Consider the following 24149-nt stretch of genomic DNA (forward strand, 5'->3'; position numbering starts at 1 on the left):
TCCCACGACGCGAAATGCCCCGGCGGTGATCACCGTCGGGGCATTTCGCCACGCGCTCAGGCGTGCGAGCCCTCCTCTGCCACGGCGACCTCGACCTCCGGGGCCGCCTGCGAGGCCCGCCGGACGAACGGCCACGCGGCCAGGATGAGCGCCACCCACGCGGCCATCACGTACAGTGCGATCCGCGTGTCGTGCTCCCACGCGATCGTCACGGTGACGAACACGAAGAACGCCAGCACGGCCCAGTTGGTGTACGGCGCCCACGGCATCCGGTACGGCGCCTTCGGCAGCGCCCCGGACGCCGCCCGCCGCCGGTAGACCATGTGCGCGACCAGGATGACCGTCCACACCGCGATCGCGCCGCCGGTCGACACCGAGGTGATGTACTCGAACGCCTTCTCCGGCACCACCGCGTTGACCACGACGCCGATGCCCATGACCAGCGTCGAGATCACCACCGTCAGCACCGGGACGCCCCGCCCGTTCAGGCGTCCGAGCGCCTTCGGACCGTCGCCGTTCACGCCCGCCGTCCGCAGCATCCGGGACGTCGAGTACAGCCCGCCCGCGTTGCAGGACGACAGCGCCGCCGTCAGCACCACGAAGTTGACGATGTCCCCGCCGCCCGGAATGCCGATCTTGTCGAACGCCAGGACGAACGGGCTCGCGCCGCCCTTGAACGCCGTCCACGGCACGACGGCCAGGATGACCAGCAGCGACCCGAGGTAGAACAGCGCGAACCGGAGCGGCAGCGCGTTGATCGCCCGCGGGATGTTCTTCTCCGGGTCCTTCGCCTCGCTCGCCGTCACCCCGACCAGCTCGACACCCAGATAGGCGAACATCACCATCTGCAACGTCATGATCGTCGCGCTGCCGCCCTCGGGGAACACGCCGCCGTGCGACCACAGGTTGCTCACCGCGGCCGTGTCCCCGGCGTCGCTGAACCCGAAGACCAGCACCCCGAGCCCGACCAGGATCATCATCACGATCGCGGCGACCTTGATCATGGCGAACCAGAACTCCAGCTCGCCGAACAGCTTCACCGAGATCAGGTTCACCACGAACAGGACCAGCAGCGCTACCAGCGCCGTCTGCCACTGCTCGACGCCCGGCCACCACTTCTGGATGTAGGTGCCGGCCGCCGTCAGCTCCGCCATCCCGGTCGTCACCCAGATGATCCAGTAAGTCCAGGTCGTGGCATAACCCCAGAACGGACCGAGGAACTCCCGGGCGTAACCCGCGAACCCCCCTTCCGCCCGCCGGTACGTCAGCAACTCGCCGAGCGCCCGCATGACGAAGAACAGCGCGAGCCCGGCCACCGCGTACGTCAGGATCAGGCTGGGCCCGGCCTTGGCGATGTTCTCCCCGGCCCCGAGGAACAACCCGGTCCCGATCGTCCCGCCGATCGCGAGCATCTGGATCTGCCGGGTCCCGAGCCCTCGCTGGTAGCCTTCCGCGCTCTGGTCTGGGAGCTTTGCGACCACGCGGCCTCCCTCACATCTCCGGCCGCCCCTCGGGAGCGGCGCAACCCTCCGGTCACGCGCCGCTGCGCGCAACCCGGACAGACTAGGAGTCCACGCCACAACACGAAACACACCCCGCCAACCGGTATCTGCCCGGTATCTCACCGTTACGCCTCTCCGGCGATAACGAGTTGGCGCACCGTTGGGCCATCGCGTATGCTCTCGGACGTCGTCAAGACACCCCTTCGAGGCCAGCCAGGCTCGGAAACGCAAGGTCCTGTGGAGCAGCTAGGAGTGCTCGCCACCCTGTCAAGGTGGAGGCCGCGGGTTCAAATCCCGTCAGGACCGCCAGACGTGCGTTCGCACGTCCTGGGCAGGTAGCTCAGTCGGTACGAGCGTCCGCCTGAAAAGCGGAAGGTCGGCGGTTCGACCCCGCCCCTGCCCACCTCACTGACCACCACAAAGACCCCGGAGCCACACGGTCCGGGGTTTTCGTCTTGACGGCAACAGACGATGGACCACGGCGGACGGTCGGAAGCTCACAGGATCTAGCTCGCCCTCGACCAGGTCCCCAAGGATTCAAGACTGGACAGACTCAGTTTCAAGACTTACCGTCGATGGCATATATCATCAACCATATGTTCGAGATCGAGATGGAGCCTGAGGTCGCCACGTGGCTGGACACCTTGACGTTCGCTCAGTATCAGCGCGTCATGCGCAACGTGGACGACTACCTGGTCGACCGAGGTGACATGCTCGATGGAGACCACACCAAAGCACTACGCGACGGCGTCCGCGAACTGCGCTTCCATCTGGAGGACACCGCCTGGCGGATCACCTACTGGCTACCGACCGGCCCCGACCGCTTGATCGTGTTACTAACGGTTTTCCAAAAGGTCCGCAACGACGCGCAACCACGGGACGTGGAGCGAGCGGTGAACGCACGACGGGTCTGCGAGACGTCCCACGCAGGACCGCCAGACCATGTCTATGAGAGGAGCGAGTGATGGCCGGGCACAGCAAGTGGAAGCTCGACCGTGAGCGGCGACTGCGCGAAGGAGCACCCATCCACCCCGAGTACGACCTGGCTGGCCTTGACCTCCGGCTCGGCGACATGGTCCGCGAGCGCCGCCGGGAACTGGGACTCACCCAAGCAGAGGTAGCCGAACTCGCAGGCATCACACAGCCTGCGTTGTCCCGTATCGAGGGCGGTGGAGGCGTGCCGACCCTGGCGATGCTGGACCGAATCGCCAAGGCCATGCACACCACATTCACCATCACCGTTGGAGAACACGTAGCAGCCTGACCCCAAGAACCTCGGGCGGCTCCGAGTCGACCCGGTGTCGCAGGCCAGGTCAGCTGCCTGCAGCAGCGGGAACCAGCCCGTCATCAGCGCACGTCGCCAACCGTCCAACCTTGACCAACGCTCCCCCAGCGGGAGCGTTGCCATAGTTGTAGAGCAGAAGGTCGGCGGTTTTACCCCCCGCCCACCTCACCAAACAGCAGAACGGCCCCTGACTGGCCTGTTCATGGTCAGAGGCCGTTCTTGTCTGTCCCAGGCATGCCCCAGCTGTCGCCAGCGGCCTACGGTCGGCCCCGCGGTTGCCGAAAGCGAGGCCAAGATTCGGTGACACGTCCGTTCGCCGTTGATGGGGCCGGGCTGGAAGGTTTCCGATTTCATCCCATGCTGGTGGTGAAGCAAGGCAGGCTGATGAGTTCGGGCGGAGGCACGAATCAGGCCTTTCCCGACAACTCTGGTCCGGATCACCGCAGATGCAGGAGGTACAGATCCGTGGGTGAGCCGCTGGACGCGACCGACACGTGGGCGCGGGCTTTGCGAGCGCTGTATACGGCAGCGGGCAAACCGACCAGCGCGACAATAGGGCGGCTGGGCGCTGCCCAGGTTCCGCTGATTAAGGTGACGTCTTCGTCGTGGAGTGACTGGCTAAACGGCAAGAACGTTCCCTCGGAGGTCAGGACCGCGCGGTGGCTGGTGAGGTTTCTGCGCGACCGAGCGAACCATGAGACACCGGAGTATGTGACGGAGCCTGATGGTTGGTGGGATATGGCGTGGCGGCGAGCTAGGGCCGAACGGCAGAGGCGAAGGGGTGGCCGATCGACCGCGGCTCATCCTGCACGGTCGCAGGCGGTCGTGGAGCAAGTCCGGGTCGGAGTTGTTCCGCGACCAGCGGATTGTTATCAGGATCGGCAAGCGGCCATCCGGCTGAACGCAACGCCGGATGAGAACGGCCCGGTGGCCCTGACACAAGCCGCGACCTACGTGCTGGTGGGGATGGGCGGGGTCGGGAAGACTCAGCTGGCTGCTGCCCACGCCCGCAGCGCCTTGCAACGGGGGGTAGAAGTTCTGTTATGGGTAAATGCCGCAACCCGCGACGACGTGATATCTACCTATGCGGATGCTGCACTGCGCCTTCGCCTGCCGTTGGCGGACCGCGACGATCCTGAACGGGCGGCGCGGGAGTTCATGACGTGGACGGAGACCACGACACAACGATGGCTGGTGGTGCTGGACGATGTGCGCAGCCCAGGTGCCCTGCGGGGCTTGTGGCCAGCGGCCGCCACCTCACTGGCCGTTGGGCAGGTAGTGGTCACCACCCGGCTCCGCGACTCCGCTCTTGCGGCCGTTGAGCGGAGCATGGTCGAGATCGGCACCTTTACTGAGAAGGAGGCCTGCTCGTATCTGTCGGCGAAGCTCGAAGAGCAAGCTATCGACACTGTTCAGGTCAGCGCTCTCGCACGAGATTTGGGCTATCTGCCGCTAGCGTTGGCACAAGCCGCCACGTATATCTGCAACGCTGACATCGACTTTGCAACATACCGTCGACTGCTAGCGACTCGACTGCTGTCCGGTGCGTTGCCGAGCGAAATGTTCCTGCCTGATGATCACGAGCGAATCGTTGCGGCCACCTGGGAATTGTCCATTGATCAAGCCAATAGGGCTGAACCAGCCGGGCTGGCCCGGCCAGTTCTCTATCTTCTCAGCGTCCTGGATTCTGGCGCCATTCCTCAGTTTGTCTTGGCAAGCCCTCCTGCCCTGGAGTACCTGGCCGACTACATGCCCCACATTCCGCAGACAAATAGCATGAGCGGCGAATTAGTTGATGAGGCGCTGCGGGTGCTGCACCGCCACTGCCTGATCGATCACGATCGCACATCGACCTATCGCGAGGTCCGCGTTCACCAATTGGTACAGCGCGCCACTCGCGACAATATAGCTGCGCAGGTCGGCTTCGGCTCCAAACTATTCGCCAACATAGTCGACGTCGCCGCCTATTCCTTGTTGTCGGTGTGGCCCTCTGTGGAGCGTGACCAACTTGGCCAGGTCCTGCGCGCAAACACAGCTGCTCTCCATCAGAATACCGACAGCGTTCTCTGGAGTTCCACCATCGGCGCCTACAACGTACTTGGGTACGCTGCTAGCAGTTTGGGTAAGAGAGGTCAGGTCGCCGCCGCCGTTACCGCTCACACCGACCTCCTCCTTTCTGCTACCCGGCACCTAGGCGCCAACGACATAGGCACCTTGTCTCTTCGCCACGCGTTGGCATATTGGCAGGGGAAAGCGGGTGATATGGCGAGCGCTACAGTTGCATTCGAGGAGCTGCTAGTCGATATGCGGCGAGTGTTGGATCCTGACGACCACCATTTCCTGTCCGTTCGCCACAACCTGGCGGATTTGATGGGGAGAAGTGGCGATGTGGCGAGCGCTGTTGCTGCATTGGAGGAGATACTGGTTGATATGGAGCGCCTGTTAGGTCCCGACCATCGCGACACTCTTACGAGCCGTGGGGTCCTGGCACAGTGGCGTGGGCTGGCGGGTGATGCGGTGGGTGGGCTAGCTGCTACTGAAGATTTACTGATCGAAATAGACCGGGTGCTGGGCCCCAATGATCCCAATACCCTGGCGGTCCGCCACAGCATGGCGGTTTTGATCGGCCAGACAGGTGACACGGCGAGGGCCGTTGCCTCATTTAAGGATTTGTTAGCCGATCGACTGCGGGTTTTGGGGCCCGACCATCCCGACACCTTTGATACTCGCCACAACCTGGCACATTGGCGGGGAGTGTCACGGGATGCGACCGGAGCTGCCGCCACTTTCGCAAGCTTGTTAGCTGACGAGATGCGAGTCCTGGGCCCCGCACATATCAAAACCATAACCACTCGATATTGTCTGGCAGGCTGGCGGGGTGAAGCAGGAGATGCGATAGGGGCGGCCGCCGCTTTCGAAGAGTTGCTGACCGAGGTGATGAAGCTCCCCGGTCCCAAGCGCGACGTCGCCTCTATTCGCAACGCCCTTGCATATTGGCAAAAAAAGGCTGAACAAGAGTAGATCCGTTTGGTAGAAAATTCACCGCGGGACCATGATGCACGAAATAGAAAGTGAATGCGATGCGGGCGAACTGAAGCGGCATCCGGCCAGCCAGATCTAGCAGTCCTTGGAATCGGGAATCGCAGCATCGCACAGCAGAAGCTGAGCCTGGAGAGTCCAGGGCATCAGTTGGTTTGCCTGGCCAAAGAACCGGTCACCGAGTCAGCATCCTCAGATAGCCAAGCGCCTTCGAACCAGGGGGCCACGATCGACGGGAACATCGAGGCTTGCCTGAGTTGCCAGCCATTGCTAAGGGTCACCTAAGACGCGACCCGGCGAAGAGCTCCGCTCACGAAGACGCCAGGCTCGTAGACAAACGGAGGGCTAGGACGCGGCACACCCCATCGGCATCTCAGCGGAGACGGCCATAATTCATTTTGGCTCTGCCCTGAGATTCCGCATGTCCAGAGCACCTTTTACCTGGTAGAGGGTGCTGAGGATGACGGCAACGTTGACGGCAATGCCGGCCATCATCGGCATAACGGGTGCTTGTCAGGCACCGTCCCACCTCGGCGGACGAAACGACGGCAGTGTGGTTGTTACTTCTGAAAAGCGGACGGTCGGCGGTTCGACCCCGCCCCTGCCCACACCATCTGACCAGTCGAAACACCCCGGAGCCACATGGCCCGGGGCCGTTGTGTTCGACGGCAACATCCATCGTCAAGAAGCGGACAGTCGACCCTCAGTATGAGTTAAAGGTTATATTGATGAGGTGTCCTGGGACGCCGTCCTTCTCGAACCGGTCGAGAGCTGGTTCCTCAACGTTGTGTGAGTCCGAAGTGGACACCGAAGCGTTGATCGAGCAAGCCATCGACAGGCTGGCTGAGGTTGGGCCGACACTGGGACGGCCGCTCGTCGACACTCTGGGACACAGCGGGCTGCGCAACCTCAAGGAACTGCGCCCTGGCAGCCGAGGGAGATCGGAGATCCGCATGCTGTTCGTCTTCGATCCGGACCGCGCCGCGATCTTCCTGGTAGCCGGAGACAAGGCTGGGCAGTGGTCCCGCTGGTACGACGACGCGATCCCGCTGGCCGAAGCCCGTTACACCGAGTACCGGGCAGCGAAGGACAAGGAGGCGGGGCGATGAGCACCGGACGCCGCTGGCAGGACATCAAGGCCGAAGCACACCGTCGCAACCCCGAACTGGCCGCTCCCGAACGTCAGGCCCAGGCACGCGCCGAGCTGGACGCCTACGTCGCAGGCCACCACCTCAAGGAACTCCGCAAAGCCATCGGCAAGACACAAGCCGAAGTCGCCCAGATTCTCGGCGTCAGCCAATCTCGCGTCTCACAGATCGAGAACGGCAACCTCGAAGCCATGGAGCTGGAGACTCTTCGCGCCTACGCCACCGCCCTCGGCGGACACGTGGACATCACCATCAGCGTCGGCCCCCACTCCATCAAGGTCGCCTGACAGCACCGCCCGCTGACGGCACCGACACCAACCAAGCAGCACCACGGGCGCACATCGGGCACCGTTTGACCTCGGTTGACGGGGTACCCGCAGGGCGGTTGCCACTTCTGAAAACGAAGGTCGGCGGTTCGACCCCGCCCCTACCCACCTCCTGAACAGCGCAAAAGCCCCGGAGCCATGTGGCCCGGGGCTTTCATCTTGACTGCGACGGACGTTGGACCGCAGCGGACGCTCGGGAGCCCACCGAAGCTGGCTCGCCCCCGACCAGGGCCCCATGCTCGATGAAGATCACACCAAAGCATTGCGCGACGGCATCCGCTCGGCGACATGGTCTGCGGGCGCCGCCGGGAACCACCCATGCAGAGGTGGTCGAGCTCGCAGGCATCACACAGGCTGCGTTGTCCGGCATCGGGGACGGTGGAGGCGTGCTGACCCTCACACGCTTTATCGGCGATATTCAGGCTGGGCATTCCTTGACAAGGTCGCATTAGTGGATGCCGAGGATGGAATGCTGCCGAGGCATGCACCTTTTGCATGAGGCTGATCTAGCTCATGAGATTCATGGCCGAGAGCGGGTCGCGGTGTCCAGCCAATCTAATTTGGGGCGGTTTGATGTAAAGGTGTAGGGGTCTGACGCCGCCGTTGAGGGGCGGTCATCAATCTCCTGGCTCGCGGCCGATCCCATATGCCGACACGATTACTAGGGCCCGGGACGGTCGCCGTACGTGGTTGGGCGGGCGAAAGCGGTGCGATCGCTACCGCGGGGCTTCCGGTGCTCTGACCTTGGACGGGCCTGTGCTCCGGGTTTCTTGCCCTGACTTCCTGCAGCCAGCTCGCGGGTTGGGTGTCTGGGTGGGCCGAGGTGGTTGTTCCGCCTCATGAGGTTGGGTGTCCGGGCCCGGGTGTGCCGATCGGTCCGAACGTAAAGCGGCCGTTGTTGTTGGTCAGGGTTTCGTCGCGTGGGGTGGCAGGCGGGTTCGCCGAACATGGCCGGGGTAATGATCGCCGCGGTCCGTCCAGACCGGCTGATCGATTCAGTGGAGATCTGAATGCGAAAAACCATAGGTATTCTCATGGCCGCTCTTGCCCTGCTGGCAGGAATGGCCCCGACCGGTCCCGCGTCCGCCGGGACCCCGGACCGCGCCGACGGATCGGGCTGGCGCACCCGGTTCACACAGACCGATCTGGTCTCCGACATTCCGGGGCGGGCGCGTCTTCAGGATCCCAAGCTCGTCAACCCGTGGGGTCTGGCGCTTAGCCCGACCGGGCCGTTGTGGGCCGCCAACAACGGCACCGGTGTCGCCACCGTGTACGCCGGCGGCGCGGGTGGCGTGACGAAGCAGGCGCTGGAGGTCACCGTCGAGGGCGGCGCGCCCACCGGAGAGGTCTTCAACGACACCGCCGACTTCGCGGTGAACGGCGCGCCGGCCATCTTCATCTTCAGCAGTGAGAGCGGCGCGATCACCGCATGGAACCGCAACACGGGGACCACCGCGGTCCGCGTGGCGGGGGCGCCCGGCGCCATCTACAAGGGACTGGCGCTGCTGCGCACCCGCCATGGAGCGTTCCTGCTGGCGACCGACTTCCACAACAGACGTATCGATGTCTTCGACGGTAAGTTCCGGCGCCTCAGGCTGCCCAGTGGGAGCTTCGACGACCCGTCGATCCCACGGGGCTTCGCACCGTTCAACGTCGCCGTCCTCGGCGACTCCGTGTTCGTCACCTACGCCAAGCAGGACGCGGACGCCGAGGACGACGTCCCCGGCCCCGGGCTCGGCTTCGTCGTGAAGTACCGGCAGTTCGGCCGCTCCCATCACCGCTTCGCCTCGCGCGGTCCGCTGAACGCGCCGTGGGGGCTGGTGATCGCGCCCCGATCGTTCGGGGACTTCGCCGGGGAAGTCCTCGTCGGCAACTTCGGTGACGGCCGGATCAACGCCTTCACCCCGCATGGCCGTTGGCGGGGCGCGCTGCGCGGGCCGAGCGGCCGCCCGATCGAGATCGACGGCCTGTGGGCGCTTCTGCGCGGGACGCAGACGACCGGTGGCACCGACGCCGTCTGGTTCTCGTCCGGCCCGAACGACGAGACGCACGGCCTCGTCGGCCTGCTGCGCAAGGCCCGCCTGCACTGAACACGGGCGCGACCAGCGGCCGAACCGGCCGCTGGTCCGTCCCCACTTTCGAGCGGCCCGTCCAGCGGTCCGAAGGTCGGGACGACGGGGGGATCAGTGACGGCGACGTCGGTCTCCAACGGCACTGGTCTCTCAAGCTGTCATCGGGTGGCCGGTCCGCGGCATGGGAATGCGCGGTGTGCGACCGCGTGGGGTGTTGTCTTCAGTTGGCCGGTAGGGACTTGAGTAGGCGTTCGACCAGGGTGTTGAGGGTCTGGAGTTCGGTGTCGGTCAGGGTGGAGAACCAGTCGGCGACCGCGTTGTGGTCTGCGGCGTCGCGGCCGCGCCAGTACTGGTCGTTGGTCTCGGTGGCGATGAGGCGACGGCGGCGGCGGTCGGACGGGTCGGGTTCGACGCGCAGGAACTCTTTGCGGGTCAGGGCCGCTACCAGTTGGGCGGCGTTCTGGTGGGTGGTGCCCATGGCGTCGGCGGCCTCGCTGAGAGACGGTTGCCCGAGCGCGGTCACCACGGTGAGCAGCGCGGCCTGCTGAGTGGTGAGCCCGTCGGCGCGTAGCCGCTGGTCCATCAGACGGTGCAGCCGCTGTCCCGCCAGCAGCAGTATCCGGAAGGCGCGCACCGACGGCTCAAGGTCCGAGTCGGGCCCGATGTCGAACACGGACTTCCCTGGCACGTCCATGTGCAATATATTACCTGATTGCGTCATCCAATATATTGCGGAGGTCGGAGAGCCGTGATCTGTCTGCTTCCCAACTGCGCGTACCTGTCAGAGACCACGCGGATGCTGGAGATCCACCGGGCGCTGCGCGAGCGCGGTGCGGCGGTCCGGATCGCCACGCACGGCGGCGTGCACGAGAGCGCGCTGCGGGCGGCGGGCGTCGAGTACGACTTGGTCGGGCAGCCGATGAACGCCGAGCGCAGCGCCGCGTTCGTCCGTTCCGCCGTAGGGCTCGGACCCGTCGACCAGAGCATGTACACCGACGATGAGCTGCGGTCTTACGTGCTCGCCGAGGCGGACTACTTCAGCGCTAACCGCGTCACCGTAGCGGTGACCGGCTTCACGTTGACCGCGTTGCTTTCAACGCGGCTGGCCGGCATACCGCTCGTCACCGAGCACGCGGGCAGTTTCGTGCCCCCGGTATTCGAGCGCGGCCTGGTGCCCGCCCCGGGTAGTTTGCCGCGGCTGCTCGGTGGGACGCTGCCACGCTGGGCCATTAACTGCGCGATCCCGCGACTGCGGTACCACTGCGCGGGCTTCAACCGGATCGCCGCCGAGTTGGGCGTCGAGGGTGTGCCCAGCCTGCTCGCGCTGTTGTTGGGTGACCTGACGCTGGTTCCGGAGATCCCGCAAGTCGTGGGGATTTCCGCGCCGGATATGGCGGCCTGGCGCCCGCGCGGCAGGTCCCGTTATCGGCAAGGCACCACGCTGCGCTACACCGGCCCGCTGTACGCCCATCTTGATATCCCGGTACCAGAGCGGGTCGCCTCGTCCCTCCACCTGCCCGGTCCGGTCATCTACGTCGCGCTCACTTCGACCGGACCTGAGCTGATCCGCGATGTCATCGGTGCTCTGGCCGGGGTGGACGCGCGCATCCTGGTCGCGGCGACCGTCCACGACCTGGCAGACCTCGCCTCCGACCGGGTGATGGTCGAGTCCGTCCTGCCCAGCCACCTGGTCATGCCCCATGTGGACCTCGCGGTCGTGACCGGCGGGCAGGGCAGCATGCAGACCGCGATGGCCTCCGGGACGCCTGCCCTGGGCATCCCACTCCATTCCGAGCAGGACCTCAACGTCGCATTGTTGGAACGCCACGGCGCCGCCCACCGGATCCCGCCACGTCACGCCGGAACCGCCAAGCTGGCCACACTGGCACGGCTGATGCTCGCCGACGACCGCTACCGGCAAGCGGCGCAGCGAATCCAGCGGCTCTACGATGACGTCGACGGCCCCGCACGCGCCGCCGAAGCCATTTTGCAACTCGCCACGGCACCCTCCCCGATTCAGGGACGGTGACCGCATGCGCACACCGTCCGCAACGCTGGGCAGCGCCCTGTTCTTCGCCGCCGCCCCGGGTGTCGTGGCCGGCCTGACGCCCTTGTGGCTGACCGGCTGGCGACCGCGACACCATCTCCTGTGGCCGGTGCCGCTGGGCATCATCGGGATCGTCCTGGTCACGGCGGGCAGTCTCGTACTCGTCCACGCCTTCGTCCGGTTCGTGACCGAAGGACTCGGCACGCCCGCCCCTATCGCCCCGACCCGACATTTGGTCGTCGGCGGGCTCTATCGGCATGTACGCAACCCCATGTACCTGGCGGTCATCACCACGATCGCCGGACAGACGCTCATCCTCCAGCGCGGCATACTCCTGTGGTATCTCGCCACCGCGACCGCCGTCATGGTCGCCTTCGTGCATTTGTACGAGCAGCGCGCGCTCCGGGCCCGTTTTGGCACCCAATACGAGCAGTACGCCCAAGCCGTACCAGGCTGGCTGCCCAGGCTCCGCCCATTCCACCCGGACGATCACCCCGGCCACCCCGGTCACCCTGCCGCAGACTGAAATCACCCACGATGTGCACCTGTTCTCGGACGGGTTCGTTCGGTACGGCCGACGGCAGTCGGTCTGCCGTCGGCCGCGGGGTGAAGCATCGACCGTTTACGCCGCTCCCCTGGTCAAAGGGCCTTCCAGAAGGCGTACTTGTGCTCTTTTGCGAAATCGATTCGCTGGATGCCTCCCTTGCCGGGCGCGAGGACCTGGGTGATGTTTCCCTCCTGCCAGGTTGGCGCGCCCTTGCCGTTGGGGTCGCCTGTGCGGGCGAACCTCGTCCAGTAATCCGTCATCTGGGCGGCCAGGCGCCGCTGGGCGGGGCTCAGTTGGCCTTCGTTGAAATAGTCGGTGTCGAACTGGTATTGCAGTTCGGCGGCGTGGAAGGCGCCGGTTGGGAAGCCGGGGGTTCCCACGTCCGTGACCCACGGTGCCTTGCTGTCGGCGAATTCGTAGGCGTATGCGGGCACGCGCCTTGCGATGGATTGGCCGAGGTCCGTCACCGAGCGGGCGAACGTGGCGTCCGTGACGAGAGCGGACCATGCCTCGCTCGGCGAACCGTAGTTCCGGAGCGGATACTGGGCCAGCACCTTCGGTGCTTTCTCCGCGCCGACGTAGGCGCGTACGCGGGCGGCGTAATCCGCCTGGTCCGCCAGCGGGGGGACGCCCATTAGCTGCTGCGCGGCCTCGAACGTCCGGTATTCATCGCGCGTCATGCCGTACATGACCGGGACCTTCGCGAAATTCCCTTCGCGCAGCGCTTCCTTCGGCGAGTACGGGAGCACGCCTCCGCCGCCGTACACCGGCGCGAAGCCGTACTCCGACTCTTTCAGCAGTTTCGACGTCGGTAGCGCGCGTAGGCATGCGGCGGCCGTGGCGGGAGTGGGGCAGCCGAGTCTGGCGGCCACCGTCTGGCCCTGGCGCTCGGCCTTGCTCCGCGCACGCGGCAGCCAAGCGCCGGACGGTTCGAGCGTCCCGTCCCAGTCGGGCCAGTTCTCGACCGTGCACGGGCCGCTCTGGACGATCGCCCGCTGGAAGAGGCCCGCAGCACCCGGGGCTGTGAGCTGCGAACACGTGCTCACCCCGCCCGCCGACTCGCCGAACACAGTGACGTTGCGGGCGTCGCCTCCGAACGCCGCCGCGTTGTCGCGCACCCAACGGAGGGCGGCCTGCTGGTCCTCCAGGCCGAAGTTCCCAGAACGGTTCCTGGCCGGGCCGCCGTCCAGCGACGGGTGGTCGAGGAAGCCGAAGATCCCGAGCCTGTAGTTCACGGTCACGACGATTACGTCGCCGCGCACGGCCATTTCCTTGGGGCGGTACAGGGCGCCGGAACCATTCCGGAATCCGCTGCCGTGGATCCATACCATTACCGGCAGCCGCTTGCCGTTGGCAGCGGGTCGGCGTGGCGTGGTCACGTTCAGGTAGAGGCAGTCCTCGCTGTCGCTCGCCTTCTCGCCGAAAAACCCCTCGTTCTGGGCGCACGCGTTGCCGGGCTTCGTCGCGTCCCGCGGTGATTTCCAGGGCTTCGCCGGACGCGGCGAGCCCCACCGGACGGGCGGTGCCGCGTACGGGACGCCGAGGAATTCCCGGTGGTCCGCGCTGACGTTGCCCCGCACCGGGCCTTTGTCGGTGACCACCAGCGAACCGTCACCACCGGGCACCGGACTGGCCGCCAGCGCGATCCCGCCGAGCCCGGTCTCGCCGGGGCCTGCCACCCCGAGCCCTATCAGGGCGAGACCGCCAATAACGGCCAGCGACCTTTTCCGCGTGTGCCGCTTCCGATCTGTGTCCATGACGGCTCCCGTCTCGTTGAATCGACTGCCTCTACAGTCGCCGGGACCGGCACACGGGCACAGGAGCCTTTCCTCTAGATCTCCGGTAGACCTAGCTCTACCTTTCCTGCCCGACCTGCGGTGAAGTCGCATTGGGAAACGCAGAGTGCGGGACGGCGCACTGACGCCAATGACGGCTTCCGGCCCTCGCGGGGCGGGCGGGTAGTCGTTACCGAGGGTGGACGGCGTTGAAGAGTCTTTTGAGTTCTTCGGCGGTGACGCCCTCTCGGAGTTCGGACGGGGCGTCCACGACATGTTCCAGGTGGGCGCGGGCCGCCTCCGGGTCGCCGCGTCGTGCGGCGATCCGCGCGGCGACGCGGTGCGCGACGCGGTGTTTGGGATGCTGCTGGAGGAGGGCGTCCGCCAGAGCGGTCGCCTCGTCGTCGAGTTCCAGGTCGCAGAGAAGTTCGGCCAGGTCCGAGCGCGGGTCGAACAGCGAAGTCGCCATGAAACCGCTGTAGCCCCTCCGCACCGACGGATGCACCTCGACCGCCGTGCGCAGCCAGTCGGAGGCTTCGTCCAACCGTTCCTGGCCGCGCAGAGACAGGCCCAACCAGTACGCCGCCTCGTGTAGCGGCTCCTGCTCCTCGCGGCCGTCCCACGCGATCCGCAGCAGCGGCTCGGCTTCGGCGTACGCCCCGCGCCGGACCATGCTTCGCCCGGCGAGCCAGCCGCACCAGGCGACACCTCCCTGGGCCGCGAGCGCCCACATGCGCTCGGCCTCCTGCCGGTCGCCGTACTCGTCCGAACGCGACCCGGCCCACCAGGCGGCCTTGCCGTGACCGAGCCGGGCGGCGCGCCGCAGCCACTTCTCGGCCTTGAACTGATCCGCGGCGTCCAGGTAGAACCGTCCGACCTGTTCGATCAGGTCCACATCCGCGGGATCGGCTACCGGAGCGGCACCAGCACGTTCATGGGCAACCTCGGCGGCGGGCAGGAACCACTCGATCACTTGCTCCGCGTCGGCGCCGCAGACGTCGTACAGGAGCTCGCCCAGTTCCAGCTTCGTCTGCGGGTCGAGGTCCTCGGCCGCCACGCGGAACCATTTCACGGCCTCTGGCAGCGCCCGCTTGTGCCGGAGCAGCCGGGCCAGTTCGGCGGCCGCCGAGAGGTCGCCGGTCTCCGCGGCGGTGCGCAGGTCCGGAAGCCGCGCCTCGTCCGCCTCGTCGAGCAGGTTGTCGGGCTGGCGGCGATACTCCTCGACGCGCTCCAGCCCGGCCTCGTAGTCCTTGTCGTTCTCATCGTCCGCTCGTTCGCCGTAGGCCGTGTACCAGCGCTCTGCCTCGTCGAGTCGCCGCTGATTCAGGCAGAGGACGGCCAGGTTCCACATCGCCTCGGGCTGGCCGAGATCCACCGCGCGCCGCAGCCAGTTCTCGGCCTTGTCCAGGTCACCGTGCTCACGCTGCATGAGTCCGTGGACGTACGGCGCGAAGCCCGACTCCGGGAAACGCTCCGCCGCCTTCTCCAGAGCGCTCTGTGCATCGTTCCAACGGTCGAGCTTGACCAACAGCAGCGCCTTCCAGACCAGAGGAGCGTCGTCCTGCGCCACTTCGGCGGCCTTGTCGTACACCGACAGCGCGTCATCGAGGTACCAGGGATACCTCCTGAAGTCCTTGGCCCGGTCACGCAGATCGCGAACAGAGTCCAACGCCCAGTCCAGATCGTCCTCGTCCTGTTCGGCTTGGTCGAGGAGGTCGTCGCACTCCTGGATGTCGGCGAAGAGGCCGTGCATCTGGCTCAGCGCGTCCCCGGCGACGTGATCGCCCTTCCGCTCCGCCTCCTCCAGCCGTGCCACGGCTTCGTCCTTCCGGTGCTGACCAGCCAGCAGGACCGCGCCGTTGGTCTCGCACTCCAGGCTGCCCAGGGCGGCGCCCCGGTCGTACCACTCGGCCGCTCCGGCAAGATCTCCGGATTTTTCCAGCAAGGTCGCCAGGCCGAACGCGCAGCCGCCGTCATGGTCTGCGGCGGCGCGATACCAGCGCTCCGCCCGTTCGTACTCGCCCCTGTCGCGCATCATGATGGCGAGAGTTCGGGCGGCGAACGCGTCGCCCGCGAGTGCGGCGGGCTCCAGCCACGGCATGGCCCCGTCCACGTCCTTGGCCGGACCGGCCATCAGGAACCTGGCGTATTCCACACCGGCCTGCGGGTCTCCCGTCTCAGCGGCGGCGCGGAGCTCGGATTCGGTGGGCCCTTGCGGGGCATTCGCGGACATCCGCCCAGTCGTACCAGAGATCGTTTGGATGGGTGCGCCGCCATGCCCCGGGGGCGCGGCAGGGGTTCATCCGTCGGTGTCTGCGCCACGCAGGTTCGCCCTAACTGACTAAGTGTGGTTGACAAGTTAGGTCTCTGCTGGCATAACTCTAACCGTTGTAAGTCGTTTGATCAGTTAGAAGGATCCCTGATGAAGCGGAGACGGGCTGTCGGGGTGGCGGTCGGGGTGCAGGTGGTGTCGTTCGGGCTCAACTTCTCGGCCGGGATCTTCCTCGCTCCCGTTCCGCCTCCCTGATCGCCGCCGCGGTCATCTTCGGAACCATCGAAAGGAACACGCACGATGAACGTCCGTCACCACACCGTCCAGATCCAGGGGCTCGACGTCTTCTACCGGGAGGCGGGCGATCCGGCCAAGCCGACCCTGGTTCTGTTGCACGGCTTCCCCACCAGTTCGGCCATGTTCCGGGAGCTGCTGCGCGATCTGTCCGACGACTACCACCTCATCGCCCCTGACCACATCGGCTTCGGCCAGTCGGCGATGCCCGCCGTCGACGAGTTCGACTACAGCTTCGAGAAACTTACGGAGATCACGCTCGCCCTGCTCGACACGCTGGGGCTGGACCGGTTCGCGCTCTACATCCAGGACTACGGCGCACCGATCGGGTTGCGCATCGCCAGCCGCGCCCCCGATCGGGTCACCGCCATCATCAGCCAGAGCGGCAACGCCTACATGGAGGGCTTCACGCCCTTCTGGGACGTGCTGTTCGCCCATGCGAAGGACCGGCAGGCGAACGAGGCCGACGTCCGCAAGCTGCTGGAGCCCGAGGCCACGAAATGGCAGTACACCCACGGTGTGCCCATCGACCGCCTGGAGCTGGTGTCACCTGACACCTGGACGCTCGACCAGGCATACCTCGACCGGCCCGGCAACAAGGAGATCCAGCTTCAGTTGTTCTGGGACTACCAGTTCAACCTCGACGGCTATCCGGCCTTCCAGGAATACTTCCGCACCCACCGGCCGCCCACCCTGATCGCCTGGGGGCGCAACGACGAGATCTTCGGACCCGAGGGCGCCAAGGCGTACGCCCGTGACCTGCCCGACGCTGAGATCCACCTCCTGGACGCCGGTCACTTCGCCCTGGACACCCACGGACGCGAGATCGCCGACCTCATCCGCGATTTCCTCCCACGCGCGCTCGCCTGACGACCCGGACAACGAACCACTGACCTGATCCGAACCGACACCGCAAGGGGCCACCCCAAAGGCGGCCCCTTGCGGGTGCTCGGGGCGAGCGATCAAGGGGGTGGGAGGAGGCGGGTCAGGAATTCGGTCAGGGCGGACTCGGCGGTCTTGGTGGTGGCCGGACGGTCGGTGGAGCGGGCTACGGTCAGGGCGGTTTCGTTCAAGGCCGCCAGGAGCATGTGGGCGAACGGGTCCACCAGGTCAGCGGGCAGGGCGCCCTGGTCGGCCACCGCGCGGAGTGCCGTCTTGACCATGCCGAAGCCGTAGCGCTCCTCGATCTCGCGCCAGCGTTGCCAGCCCAGGACGGACGGGGCGTCGATCAGGACGATCCGCCGCACCACCGGGTCTCCGGCCAGCCGTACCCAGGCCAGGCAGCCGGCGTGCAGAGCGGCCCGAGGGTCGGGGGCACCAGCCGCCGCGCGGGCCAGTTTGCGGGAGATGTCGGCCTCCACCGACTCCAGGACGGCGGCGAACAGCGCGTCCTTGCCGTCGAAGTGGTGGTAGAGCGCGCCCTTGCTCATGCCGGACTCGTCCAGGACGGCCCCGATCGAGGCGCCCTCGTAGCCGCGCTCGGCGAACAGGCGGGTGGCGATCGCGATGAGCTGGTCGCGGGTCGCCCGTCCGCGCGGGGACTGGTGTCCGTCCATCGTCAGCCTCCCGGATTGCCGAACCGACCGTCGGTCGGTTAGTGTATCGAAACCGACCATCGGTCGGTTTCGCGTACGAAGGCCAGGAGGCGTCCGTGACCGAGCACCAGACCGTCACCACCCCTTCCGGGACGATCGCCTACACCGACACCGGGTCCGGGCCGGTGGCCCTGTTCGTGCATGGAGTCGGCACCAACAGCCATCTGTGGCGCAAGGTCGTTCCGCAGGTTGCTGATCTGCGGCGGTGTGTTGCGTTGGATCTCCCGTTGCATGGGGGCAGCCCAGCGCGTCCCGGGCAGGACTTCTCGCTCGGCGCGCTGGCCCAAGTTGTCGAGGACTTCTGCGAAGCGCTCGGGCTGGACGCGGTCGACCTCGTCGCCAACGACACCGGCGGCGCCGTCGCGCAGATCTTCGCGGCCCGCAACCCCGAGCAGGTCAGGACGCTGACGCTCACCAATTGCGACGTCCACGACAACGTCCCGCCCGAGGCGTTCAAGCCGACCGTGGAGCTGGCCGCGTCCGGCGCGCTGTCGCGGTCGGCGGCGGCCGTGCTCGCCGATCCCGCGCTGTTGCGCGGGGCGCTCGGCACCGGGTTCGAGCGGCCCGAGGACGTCGCCGAGGCCGATTTCCGCGCCTACCTCGAACCCGTCCTCGGCACCCCGGAGAACGCCCGCGAGTTCGAGCGGTTCCTCCTCGCCCTGACGCCGGACGACCTGCTCGCCGCCGAACCGGCACTGCGGTCCCTCCAGGCGCCCACGCTCGTCGTCTGGGGGACGGGCGACCCGTTCTTCGACGTCCGCTGGGCCCACTGGCTCAAGGACGCGATCCCCGGCGCGACCGGCGTCGTCGAGGTTCCGGGCGCGCAGCTGTTCTTCCCGGACGAGCGTCCGGACGACCTCGTCCCCCACCTCCGCCGCCACTGGCTCGCCCACGCACCCGGCTGGCGCACGCACGCCGAGGGGCCGGACGACGTCGCCGCGATCCGGGACATCAACCTCGCCGCGTTCCCCACCGCCGAGGAGGCCGACCTGGTCGAGGCGCTGCGCGCCGACCCGGACGCCTGGATCGACGGCCTCTCGCTGATCACCGAGAAGGCCGACGACGGCACGCCCGCGGGCTACGCCCTGCTGACCCGCTGCCGGGTCGGGGACGCCCCGGCGCTCGCCCTCGGGCCCTGCGCGGTCACCCCGTCCCACCAGCGGACGGGCGCCGGGTCGGCGGCGATCCGCGCCGCGCTGGAGGCCGCCCGCCGGATGGGCGAGAACCTGGTAGTCGTGCTCGGCCACGCCGAGTACTACCCGAGGTTCGGCTTCCGCCGCGCCTCGGAGTTCGGCATCCGCACGTCCTTCGAGGTGCCGGACGAGAACCTGATGGCCCTCGTCCTGGACGCCTCCGAGCCCGTCCCGTCCGGCACCATCCGCTACCCGGCCGCCTTCGGCGTCTGACCCGTCCGCCCCAGCTAACCCGTCCGACCCGTCCCCCGATCAGAGCTGGCGGAGAGCGCCTCCGTCGATCGCCCACTCGGCGCCCGTCACCTGGACGGCCAGCGGCGACAGCAGGTAGGCGATGACCCGGGCGACGTCGTCGGCCGTGCCGAGGCGGCCGGTCGGCAGGTCTCGCACGGTGCCGATGAAATGCTCGATGGCCTGCTCCACCGGTTTGCCGTACCGCTCGGCCAACTGGTCGGCGAACCCGCCCGGCTCGTCCCAGAGCCGCGTGCGGGTCGGGCCGGGCGTGACGATCATGGAGCGAATGCCGCGCCCGCCGTACTCCCCCGCGAGGGACTTGGAGATCGAGAGCAACGCCGTCTTGGCCGCCGCGTAGTCGACGAGCGAGGCGTCCGGGAAGCGGGCCGCCTCGCTGGCGACGTGCACCAACGCGCCGCCGTGCGCGAGCAGCTCGGGGATCGCGGCGCGGCTCAACCGGACGGCGGAGAACAGGTTGAGGTCGAACGTGTCGCGCCAGTCATCGTCGGAGACGTCCAGGAAACTCGACCGCGTCGTCACGCCTCCGGCGTTGTTGACCAGCCCGTCGAGCCGTCCGTAGCGCTCGACCGCGGTACGGACGATCGTCCGCGCGGCCTCCGGGTCGGTGACGTCGGCGGCGAGGCCGGAGACGCGGTCGCCCCACTCCTCCGGCGGTTTGCGCGCGACGCCGAGCACGCTCGCGCCCTCCTCGGCCAGCACGCGCACGGTGGCCTCGCCGATCCCCGCCGAGGCGCCGGTGACGATGAAGACCTTTCCCGACAGCAGCAGATCCATCTCGTCTCACCTGGTCCGGACGGGCACGGAGGTCTCGGTGACCTTCGCGCGGAGGAGGTGGAGGGCGGCCTCGGACGGTGAGCCGGGCGCGGCACTGTACATGAGGATCCGGTGGCCCGAGTCGTCCGGCAGGTGCAGCGCCTCGAACTGGAGCGCCAGCTCGCCGACCTCGGGATGGCGGAAGTACTTGGTGCCCGACGCGCAGGTCGCGACCGGGTGCTTCGACCACAGCGACGCGAACTCCGGGCTGCGCATCGACAGCTCCCCGATCAGCTCGGCGAGGTCGCGGTCGTCCTGGAAGCGTCCGGCCACCACCCGCAGGGACGCGACCGCGCGCGTGGCCTCCTCCTGCCAGCGGGTGTAGAGGTCGCGGTGGTGGGCGTCCAGGAACAGCATCCGGGTGAGGTTCGGACGGTCGGCCGGACGGTCCGGCGCGTCGGCGGCGCAGTGCCCGGCCAGGAGCAGGTGCCCGAGATCGTTCCAGGCGAGCACCTCGGTGCGGCGGCCGAGGACGACCGCCGGGACGTCGCCGCCCATGGCGTCGATGAGCTGCCGCGCCCCCGGCCGGGCCGTCGCGGGACGGGACGGCCGCCGCCGCTTCCCCGGCGTGGGCCTGGCCAGCTCGTGCAGGTGCGCCCGCTCGTCGGCGTCCAGGTTCAGCGCCCGGGCGAGGGCGTCGATCACCGCCGGCGAGGCGTTGACGCTGTGCCCCTGCTCCAGCCGCGTGTAGTAGGTGGCGCTGACGCCCGCGAGCTGGGCGAGCTCCTCCCGGCGCAGGCCCGGGACCCGGCGGGCCCCGTACGAGACGACGCCCGCGTCGTCCGGTTTCAGGGCTGCCCTGCGGCTGCGCAGGAACTCGCCCAGCGGGGTCTGCTTTTCACTCTCGGCCATGCGCCCAGCCTATGCACGGGCGCGGCGGCCCTACCTATCCCTGTCAGTGCCAGGAAGTCCAGTTTCTGGTTGGCGCCCGCGATCATGCCTAGCGTGCTCCGGGAAACGCTCCTGGACTGAAGGAAAGGGCGCATGACCAGCATCGATCAACGGACGGGCACCGAGCGGGAGGCCGCCGGGATGAGCCGCGCGCAGCGGATCGTCCTGCTCGTCCTACTCAGCGCGAGCTTCACGCTCGCCGTGGACTTCTCCATCCTCAACGTCGCCCTTCCCGACATCGGCGCGGGCGTCGGTCTCGGCCTCGCGAACCTGCAATGGGTCGCGACCGTGTTCGCCCTGTGCGCCGCCGGATTCACCCTCCTCTTCGGCCGGATCGGCGACCTGTTCGGCCGCCGCCGCGTCTTCATGGCGGGGATGGCGCTCCTCGGCGTCGCCTCGCTGGTGGGCGGGCTCGCCGAATCCCCGGAATGGCTGCTGCCCGCGCGGGCGGCGCAGGGCCTCGCCACCGCCGCCGTGACGCCGACCGCCATCTCGCTGCTGACGACGTCGTTCCCGTCCGGTCCGCTGCGGGACCGCGCGCTCGGGCTGAACGGCGCGCTGATGGCGGCCGGGTTCACGACGGGCGCGATCCTCGGCGGCGTGCTGACCGACCAGCTGAGCTGGCGCTGGGCGTTCTTCATCAACGTGCCGGTCGCCGTCGCGGTGCTCGTCGTGACGCCGCTGGTGCTGGCGGAGAGCAGGCCGTCCCGGCGGCCGCGGCTGGACGTCCTCGGCGCGCTCACCGTCACGCTCGCGCTGCTCGCCATCGTGTACGGGCTGACCAGGGCGAGCGAGGAGTCGTGGGGCGACTCGCTGGTGCTCGCCGCGCTGCTTGGCGGGGTCGTGCTGCTGGCGGCGTTCTGGCTGGTCGAGACCCGCGTCGCCGCCCCGCTCGTGCCGATGCCGCTGCTGCGGCGGCGCGGCATCGCCTGGGGCAACGTCGCCGGACTGCTCGCCTTCGCGACCGAGACCTCGCTCGTCTTCCTGCTGACCCTCTACACGCAGAAGGTGCTCGGGTTCTCGCCGCTGTCGGCCGGGCTGTCGTTCGCGCTCCTCGGCCTCGGGACGGTCCTCGGCGGCATGCTCGCGCCGAAGGTCATCGGACGGGTCGGCACGAAGCGGACCCTCATGCTCGGCTTCGCTGTGCAGACGGCCGCGACCCTGCCGCTGGCGCTGCTCGGCCCCGACACCAAGTGGATGGCGCTGCTGCTGGTCGCGACGTTCGCGGGCGGCGTCGCGAACCTGGTGGCGATCGTCGGCTTCATGGTCACCGCGACGTCCGGCCTGCCGGACGAGGAGCAGGGCCTCGCGGGCGGCCTCGCGACGATGAGCCAGCAGATCGGCATCACGATGGGCATCCCCGTCATGAGCACGATCGTCGCGGCCCGCGTCCACGCCCTCGGCGGCGTCGAGACGGCGGACACCGTCCTGAGCGGCGTCCGCCTGGCGATCCTCGTCAACGCCCTGGCCTGCCTCGCCGCCGCCGCCCTCGTCGCCGCCTTCCTGCGGCGGACGAACGCGGAACCGGCAGCCGAGCCCGCGACCGACCCCGCCTCGGCATGAGCACGCGGTCCCCGTCCGGGTCTACCGGCCGGGGACCGACGGCGCGGGTCCCGCCGGTCACCCGGCGCAGCAGGGCGAGGGGATCGGACGCGCGGAGGCTTCGCGGCGGTGTCCGCGCAAAGGTTTCGGCGCGGGTGGGCAAGCGTTCGGTGACCACCGGTCCGGGGGACGCCGCGCGGGCACCGTTCGGTGATGAGCGAGCGGCGTCCGGACGGCGGGATCGTGATCCGCGACGTGCGGATCTTCGACGGCGTGCGCGACCGCGTCGGCCCCGGGCACGTGGTCGTCGAGGGCGCCAAGATCAAGCACGTGGGCGACCGGCCGCCGACGGAGGTCCCGGCCGGGGCGACGGTCATCGAGGGAGGCGGGCGGACGCTCGTCCCCGGGCTCAGCGACGCGCACGCGCACGTCCTGCTGGCCGGTGCGACGCGGAGCGAGCTGATGCTCGGCGGCGCGGGCGTCGGGTACCTGAAGGGCGCCGCCGAGGCCGAGGCGATGCTGATGCGCGGGTTCACCACCGTCCGGGACATGGCGGGCGACACCGGGGACCTCAAGCGGATGATCGACGCGGGCCTCCTGCCGGGGCCGCGGATCTATTCCAGCCAGGCGGGGCTGTCGCAGACCGGCGGGCACGGCGACTTCGGCATGGTCTACGACGTCCCGACCGTCCTCGGCGGGACTCCGGCGCGGGCGGAGCAGCTCGGGCTGATGCGGATCGCGGACGGGACGGCGCAGGTGCTGGCGGGCGTGCGCGAGCAGCTCAGGAAGGGCGCCTCGCAGGTCAAGATGATGGCGGGCGGCGGGGTCGCGTCCGCCTACGACCACCTGGACGTCCTCCAGTACACCCCGGACGAGTTGCGCGCCGGGGTGCGGGCCGCGTCCGACTGGGGCACCTACGTCGCGGTCCACGTCTACACCGGCGCCGGGATCCGGCGGGCGGTCGACGCGGGCGTCCGGGTGATCGAGCACGGCCATCTCGCCGAGGAGGACGACCTCAGGTTCATGGCCGACCACGGCGTCTGGCTGTGCACCCAGCCGTTCGCCGAGAGCGACCACCACTACGCCGACCCGGCCTCGGCGGCGAAGAACCGGCGGGTGTGCCAGGGCGTGGAGCGCGTCTTCGGATGGGCGCTGCGGCACGGCGTGCGGCTCGCCTTCGGCACCGACCTGATGCTGGACCCGGCCAAGAGCACCGCGCAGAGCGAGATGGTCGCGCGGCTGGCCGGGCTTGCGGGCGGTCCGGTGGCGGGGCTGAGGATGGCGACGTCCGGGAACGCCGAGCTGTTCCGCGAGTCCGGCGCCCGGGACCCGTATCAGGTCCCGACCGCCGCCGACGTCGCCGCGTACGGGGACACGCCGCACCTGGCCCGGCTGGGCGTCGTCGCGGAGGGCGCCTGGGCCGACCTCCTCCTGGTCGACGGCGATCCCACCAAGGACTTGAACGTCCTGGCCGATCCCGCCGCCAACCTGAAGGTCATCGTCAAGGACGGCCGGATCTACAAGAACACCCTGCCATGACGCGGTTCCGGGGT

General features: G+C 68.1%; 19 protein-coding genes, 2 tRNA genes and 1 pseudogene. 15 read left to right on the top strand and 7 right to left on the bottom strand.

The features are described 5' to 3' along the window. Window positions 1–56 precede the first annotated feature (56 nt). On the bottom strand, window positions 57–1481 hold the full coding sequence (locus tag FXF65_RS01940; RefSeq protein WP_222868320.1) for an amino acid permease: 1425 nt from the start codon (window positions 1479–1481) through the stop codon (window positions 57–59). Between the two features lie 252 nt (window positions 1482–1733). Between FXF65_RS01940 and FXF65_RS01945 the strand changes: the two genes are divergently transcribed. The 8 genes from FXF65_RS01945 to FXF65_RS01980 all read left to right on the top strand — a co-directional run bounded on the left by FXF65_RS01945 (window position 1734) and on the right by FXF65_RS01980 (window position 9390). Beyond that, window positions 1734–1811 (top strand) — tRNA-Asp (locus FXF65_RS01945). A 20-nt stretch (window positions 1812–1831) separates the two neighbouring features. Continuing rightward, window positions 1832–1905: transfer RNA gene (locus FXF65_RS01950), tRNA-Phe, on the top strand. A gap of 193 nt (window positions 1906–2098) precedes the next feature. Then, complete coding sequence (locus FXF65_RS01955) at window positions 2099–2467, top strand: type II toxin-antitoxin system RelE/ParE family toxin (RefSeq protein WP_148347858.1); 369 nt, start codon at window positions 2099–2101, stop codon at window positions 2465–2467. After that, a complete protein-coding gene (locus FXF65_RS01960; RefSeq protein ID WP_148347860.1) occupies window positions 2467–2766 on the top strand; it encodes a helix-turn-helix domain-containing protein in 300 nt (99 codons plus the stop codon). The genes FXF65_RS01955 and FXF65_RS01960 overlap by 1 nt, the downstream gene beginning before the upstream one ends. 846 nt (window positions 2767–3612) lie before the next feature. Then, window positions 3613–5808 (top strand): tetratricopeptide repeat protein, encoded by a 2196-nt coding sequence (locus tag FXF65_RS01965; protein WP_187412030.1) that lies wholly within the window; start codon window positions 3613–3615, stop codon window positions 5806–5808. An 818-nt stretch (window positions 5809–6626) separates the two neighbouring features. Continuing rightward, window positions 6627–6935 (top strand): type II toxin-antitoxin system RelE/ParE family toxin, encoded by a 309-nt coding sequence (locus FXF65_RS01970; RefSeq protein ID WP_342787270.1) that lies wholly within the window; start codon window positions 6627–6629, stop codon window positions 6933–6935. Next, complete coding sequence (locus FXF65_RS01975) at window positions 6932–7261, top strand: helix-turn-helix domain-containing protein (protein ID WP_148347865.1); 330 nt, start codon at window positions 6932–6934, stop codon at window positions 7259–7261. Before FXF65_RS01970 ends, FXF65_RS01975 begins: the two co-directional genes overlap by 4 nt. Window positions 7262–8334: 1073 nt before the next feature. After that, the gene (locus tag FXF65_RS01980; protein WP_222868321.1) at window positions 8335–9390 is read left to right on the top strand and encodes a TIGR03118 family protein; all 1056 of its coding nucleotides are present in this window, start codon (window positions 8335–8337) and stop codon (window positions 9388–9390) included. A gap of 202 nt (window positions 9391–9592) precedes the next feature. Here the strand turns inward: FXF65_RS01980 and FXF65_RS01985 are convergent, their stop codons facing one another. Next, window positions 9593–10066, bottom strand: coding sequence for a MarR family winged helix-turn-helix transcriptional regulator (locus FXF65_RS01985; protein ID WP_187412031.1), 474 nt, complete (start codon window positions 10064–10066; stop codon window positions 9593–9595). A gap of 54 nt (window positions 10067–10120) precedes the next feature. On the opposite strand from FXF65_RS01985, the gene FXF65_RS01990 reads away from it, so the two are divergent. Next, window positions 10121–11401: a glycosyltransferase gene (locus FXF65_RS01990; protein WP_148347870.1), complete on the top strand. Its 1281-nt coding sequence runs from the start codon at window positions 10121–10123 to the stop codon at window positions 11399–11401. 4 nt (window positions 11402–11405) lie between these two features. Further along, on the top strand, window positions 11406–11945 hold the full coding sequence (locus FXF65_RS01995) for a methyltransferase family protein (protein ID WP_148347872.1): 540 nt from the start codon (window positions 11406–11408) through the stop codon (window positions 11943–11945). 113 nt (window positions 11946–12058) lie between these two features. On the opposite strand, the gene FXF65_RS02000 is transcribed toward FXF65_RS01995, so the two are convergent. Together FXF65_RS02000 and FXF65_RS02005 are read right to left on the bottom strand one after the other, a co-directional pair. Next, the gene (locus FXF65_RS02000; RefSeq protein ID WP_148347873.1) at window positions 12059–13723 is read right to left on the bottom strand and encodes a carboxylesterase/lipase family protein; all 1665 of its coding nucleotides are present in this window, start codon (window positions 13721–13723) and stop codon (window positions 12059–12061) included. A 208-nt stretch (window positions 13724–13931) separates the two neighbouring features. Continuing rightward, window positions 13932–15974, bottom strand: a complete 2043-nt coding sequence (locus FXF65_RS02005; RefSeq protein WP_148347875.1) for a tetratricopeptide repeat protein — start codon at window positions 15972–15974, stop codon at window positions 13932–13934. Window positions 15975–16313: 339 nt separating this feature from the next. Here FXF65_RS02005 and FXF65_RS02010 point away from each other — a divergent pair, with 339 nt between their 5' ends. Continuing rightward, window positions 16314–17177, top strand: a complete 864-nt coding sequence (locus FXF65_RS02010; RefSeq protein WP_148347877.1) for an alpha/beta fold hydrolase — start codon at window positions 16314–16316, stop codon at window positions 17175–17177. A 92-nt stretch (window positions 17178–17269) separates the two neighbouring features. Here the strand turns inward: FXF65_RS02010 and FXF65_RS02015 are convergent, their stop codons facing one another. Beyond that, a complete protein-coding gene (locus tag FXF65_RS02015) occupies window positions 17270–17863 on the bottom strand; it encodes a TetR/AcrR family transcriptional regulator (protein ID WP_148347879.1) in 594 nt (197 codons plus the stop codon). A 176-nt stretch (window positions 17864–18039) separates the two neighbouring features. On the opposite strand from FXF65_RS02015, the pseudogene FXF65_RS46090 reads away from it, so the two are divergent. Together FXF65_RS46090 and FXF65_RS45025 are read left to right on the top strand one after the other, a co-directional pair. Then, window positions 18040–18324: pseudogene (locus FXF65_RS46090) on the top strand (alpha/beta fold hydrolase); the annotation flags it as partial. 519 nt (window positions 18325–18843) lie between these two features. Beyond that, window positions 18844–19308: a GNAT family N-acetyltransferase gene (locus FXF65_RS45025; protein WP_246198342.1), complete on the top strand. Its 465-nt coding sequence runs from the start codon at window positions 18844–18846 to the stop codon at window positions 19306–19308. 39 nt (window positions 19309–19347) lie between these two features. Here the strand turns inward: FXF65_RS45025 and FXF65_RS02025 are convergent, their stop codons facing one another. Both FXF65_RS02025 and FXF65_RS02030 read right to left on the bottom strand, forming a co-directional pair. Then, window positions 19348–20124: an SDR family NAD(P)-dependent oxidoreductase gene (locus FXF65_RS02025; RefSeq protein WP_148347881.1), complete on the bottom strand. Its 777-nt coding sequence runs from the start codon at window positions 20122–20124 to the stop codon at window positions 19348–19350. A gap of 6 nt (window positions 20125–20130) precedes the next feature. After that, complete coding sequence (locus tag FXF65_RS02030) at window positions 20131–21015, bottom strand: helix-turn-helix domain-containing protein (RefSeq protein ID WP_148347883.1); 885 nt, start codon at window positions 21013–21015, stop codon at window positions 20131–20133. Between the two features lie 132 nt (window positions 21016–21147). On the opposite strand from FXF65_RS02030, the gene FXF65_RS02035 reads away from it, so the two are divergent. Both FXF65_RS02035 and FXF65_RS02040 read left to right on the top strand, forming a co-directional pair. Continuing rightward, window positions 21148–22617: an MFS transporter gene (locus FXF65_RS02035; protein ID WP_222868323.1), complete on the top strand. Its 1470-nt coding sequence runs from the start codon at window positions 21148–21150 to the stop codon at window positions 22615–22617. A gap of 192 nt (window positions 22618–22809) precedes the next feature. Continuing rightward, the gene (locus FXF65_RS02040; RefSeq protein WP_148347886.1) at window positions 22810–24135 is read left to right on the top strand and encodes a metal-dependent hydrolase family protein; all 1326 of its coding nucleotides are present in this window, start codon (window positions 22810–22812) and stop codon (window positions 24133–24135) included. Window positions 24136–24149: the final 14 nt, after the last annotated feature.

The sequence above is a fragment of the Actinomadura syzygii genome, from assembly GCF_008085905.1.
GTDB classification, from domain to species: domain Bacteria; phylum Actinomycetota; class Actinomycetes; order Streptosporangiales; family Streptosporangiaceae; genus Spirillospora; species Spirillospora syzygii.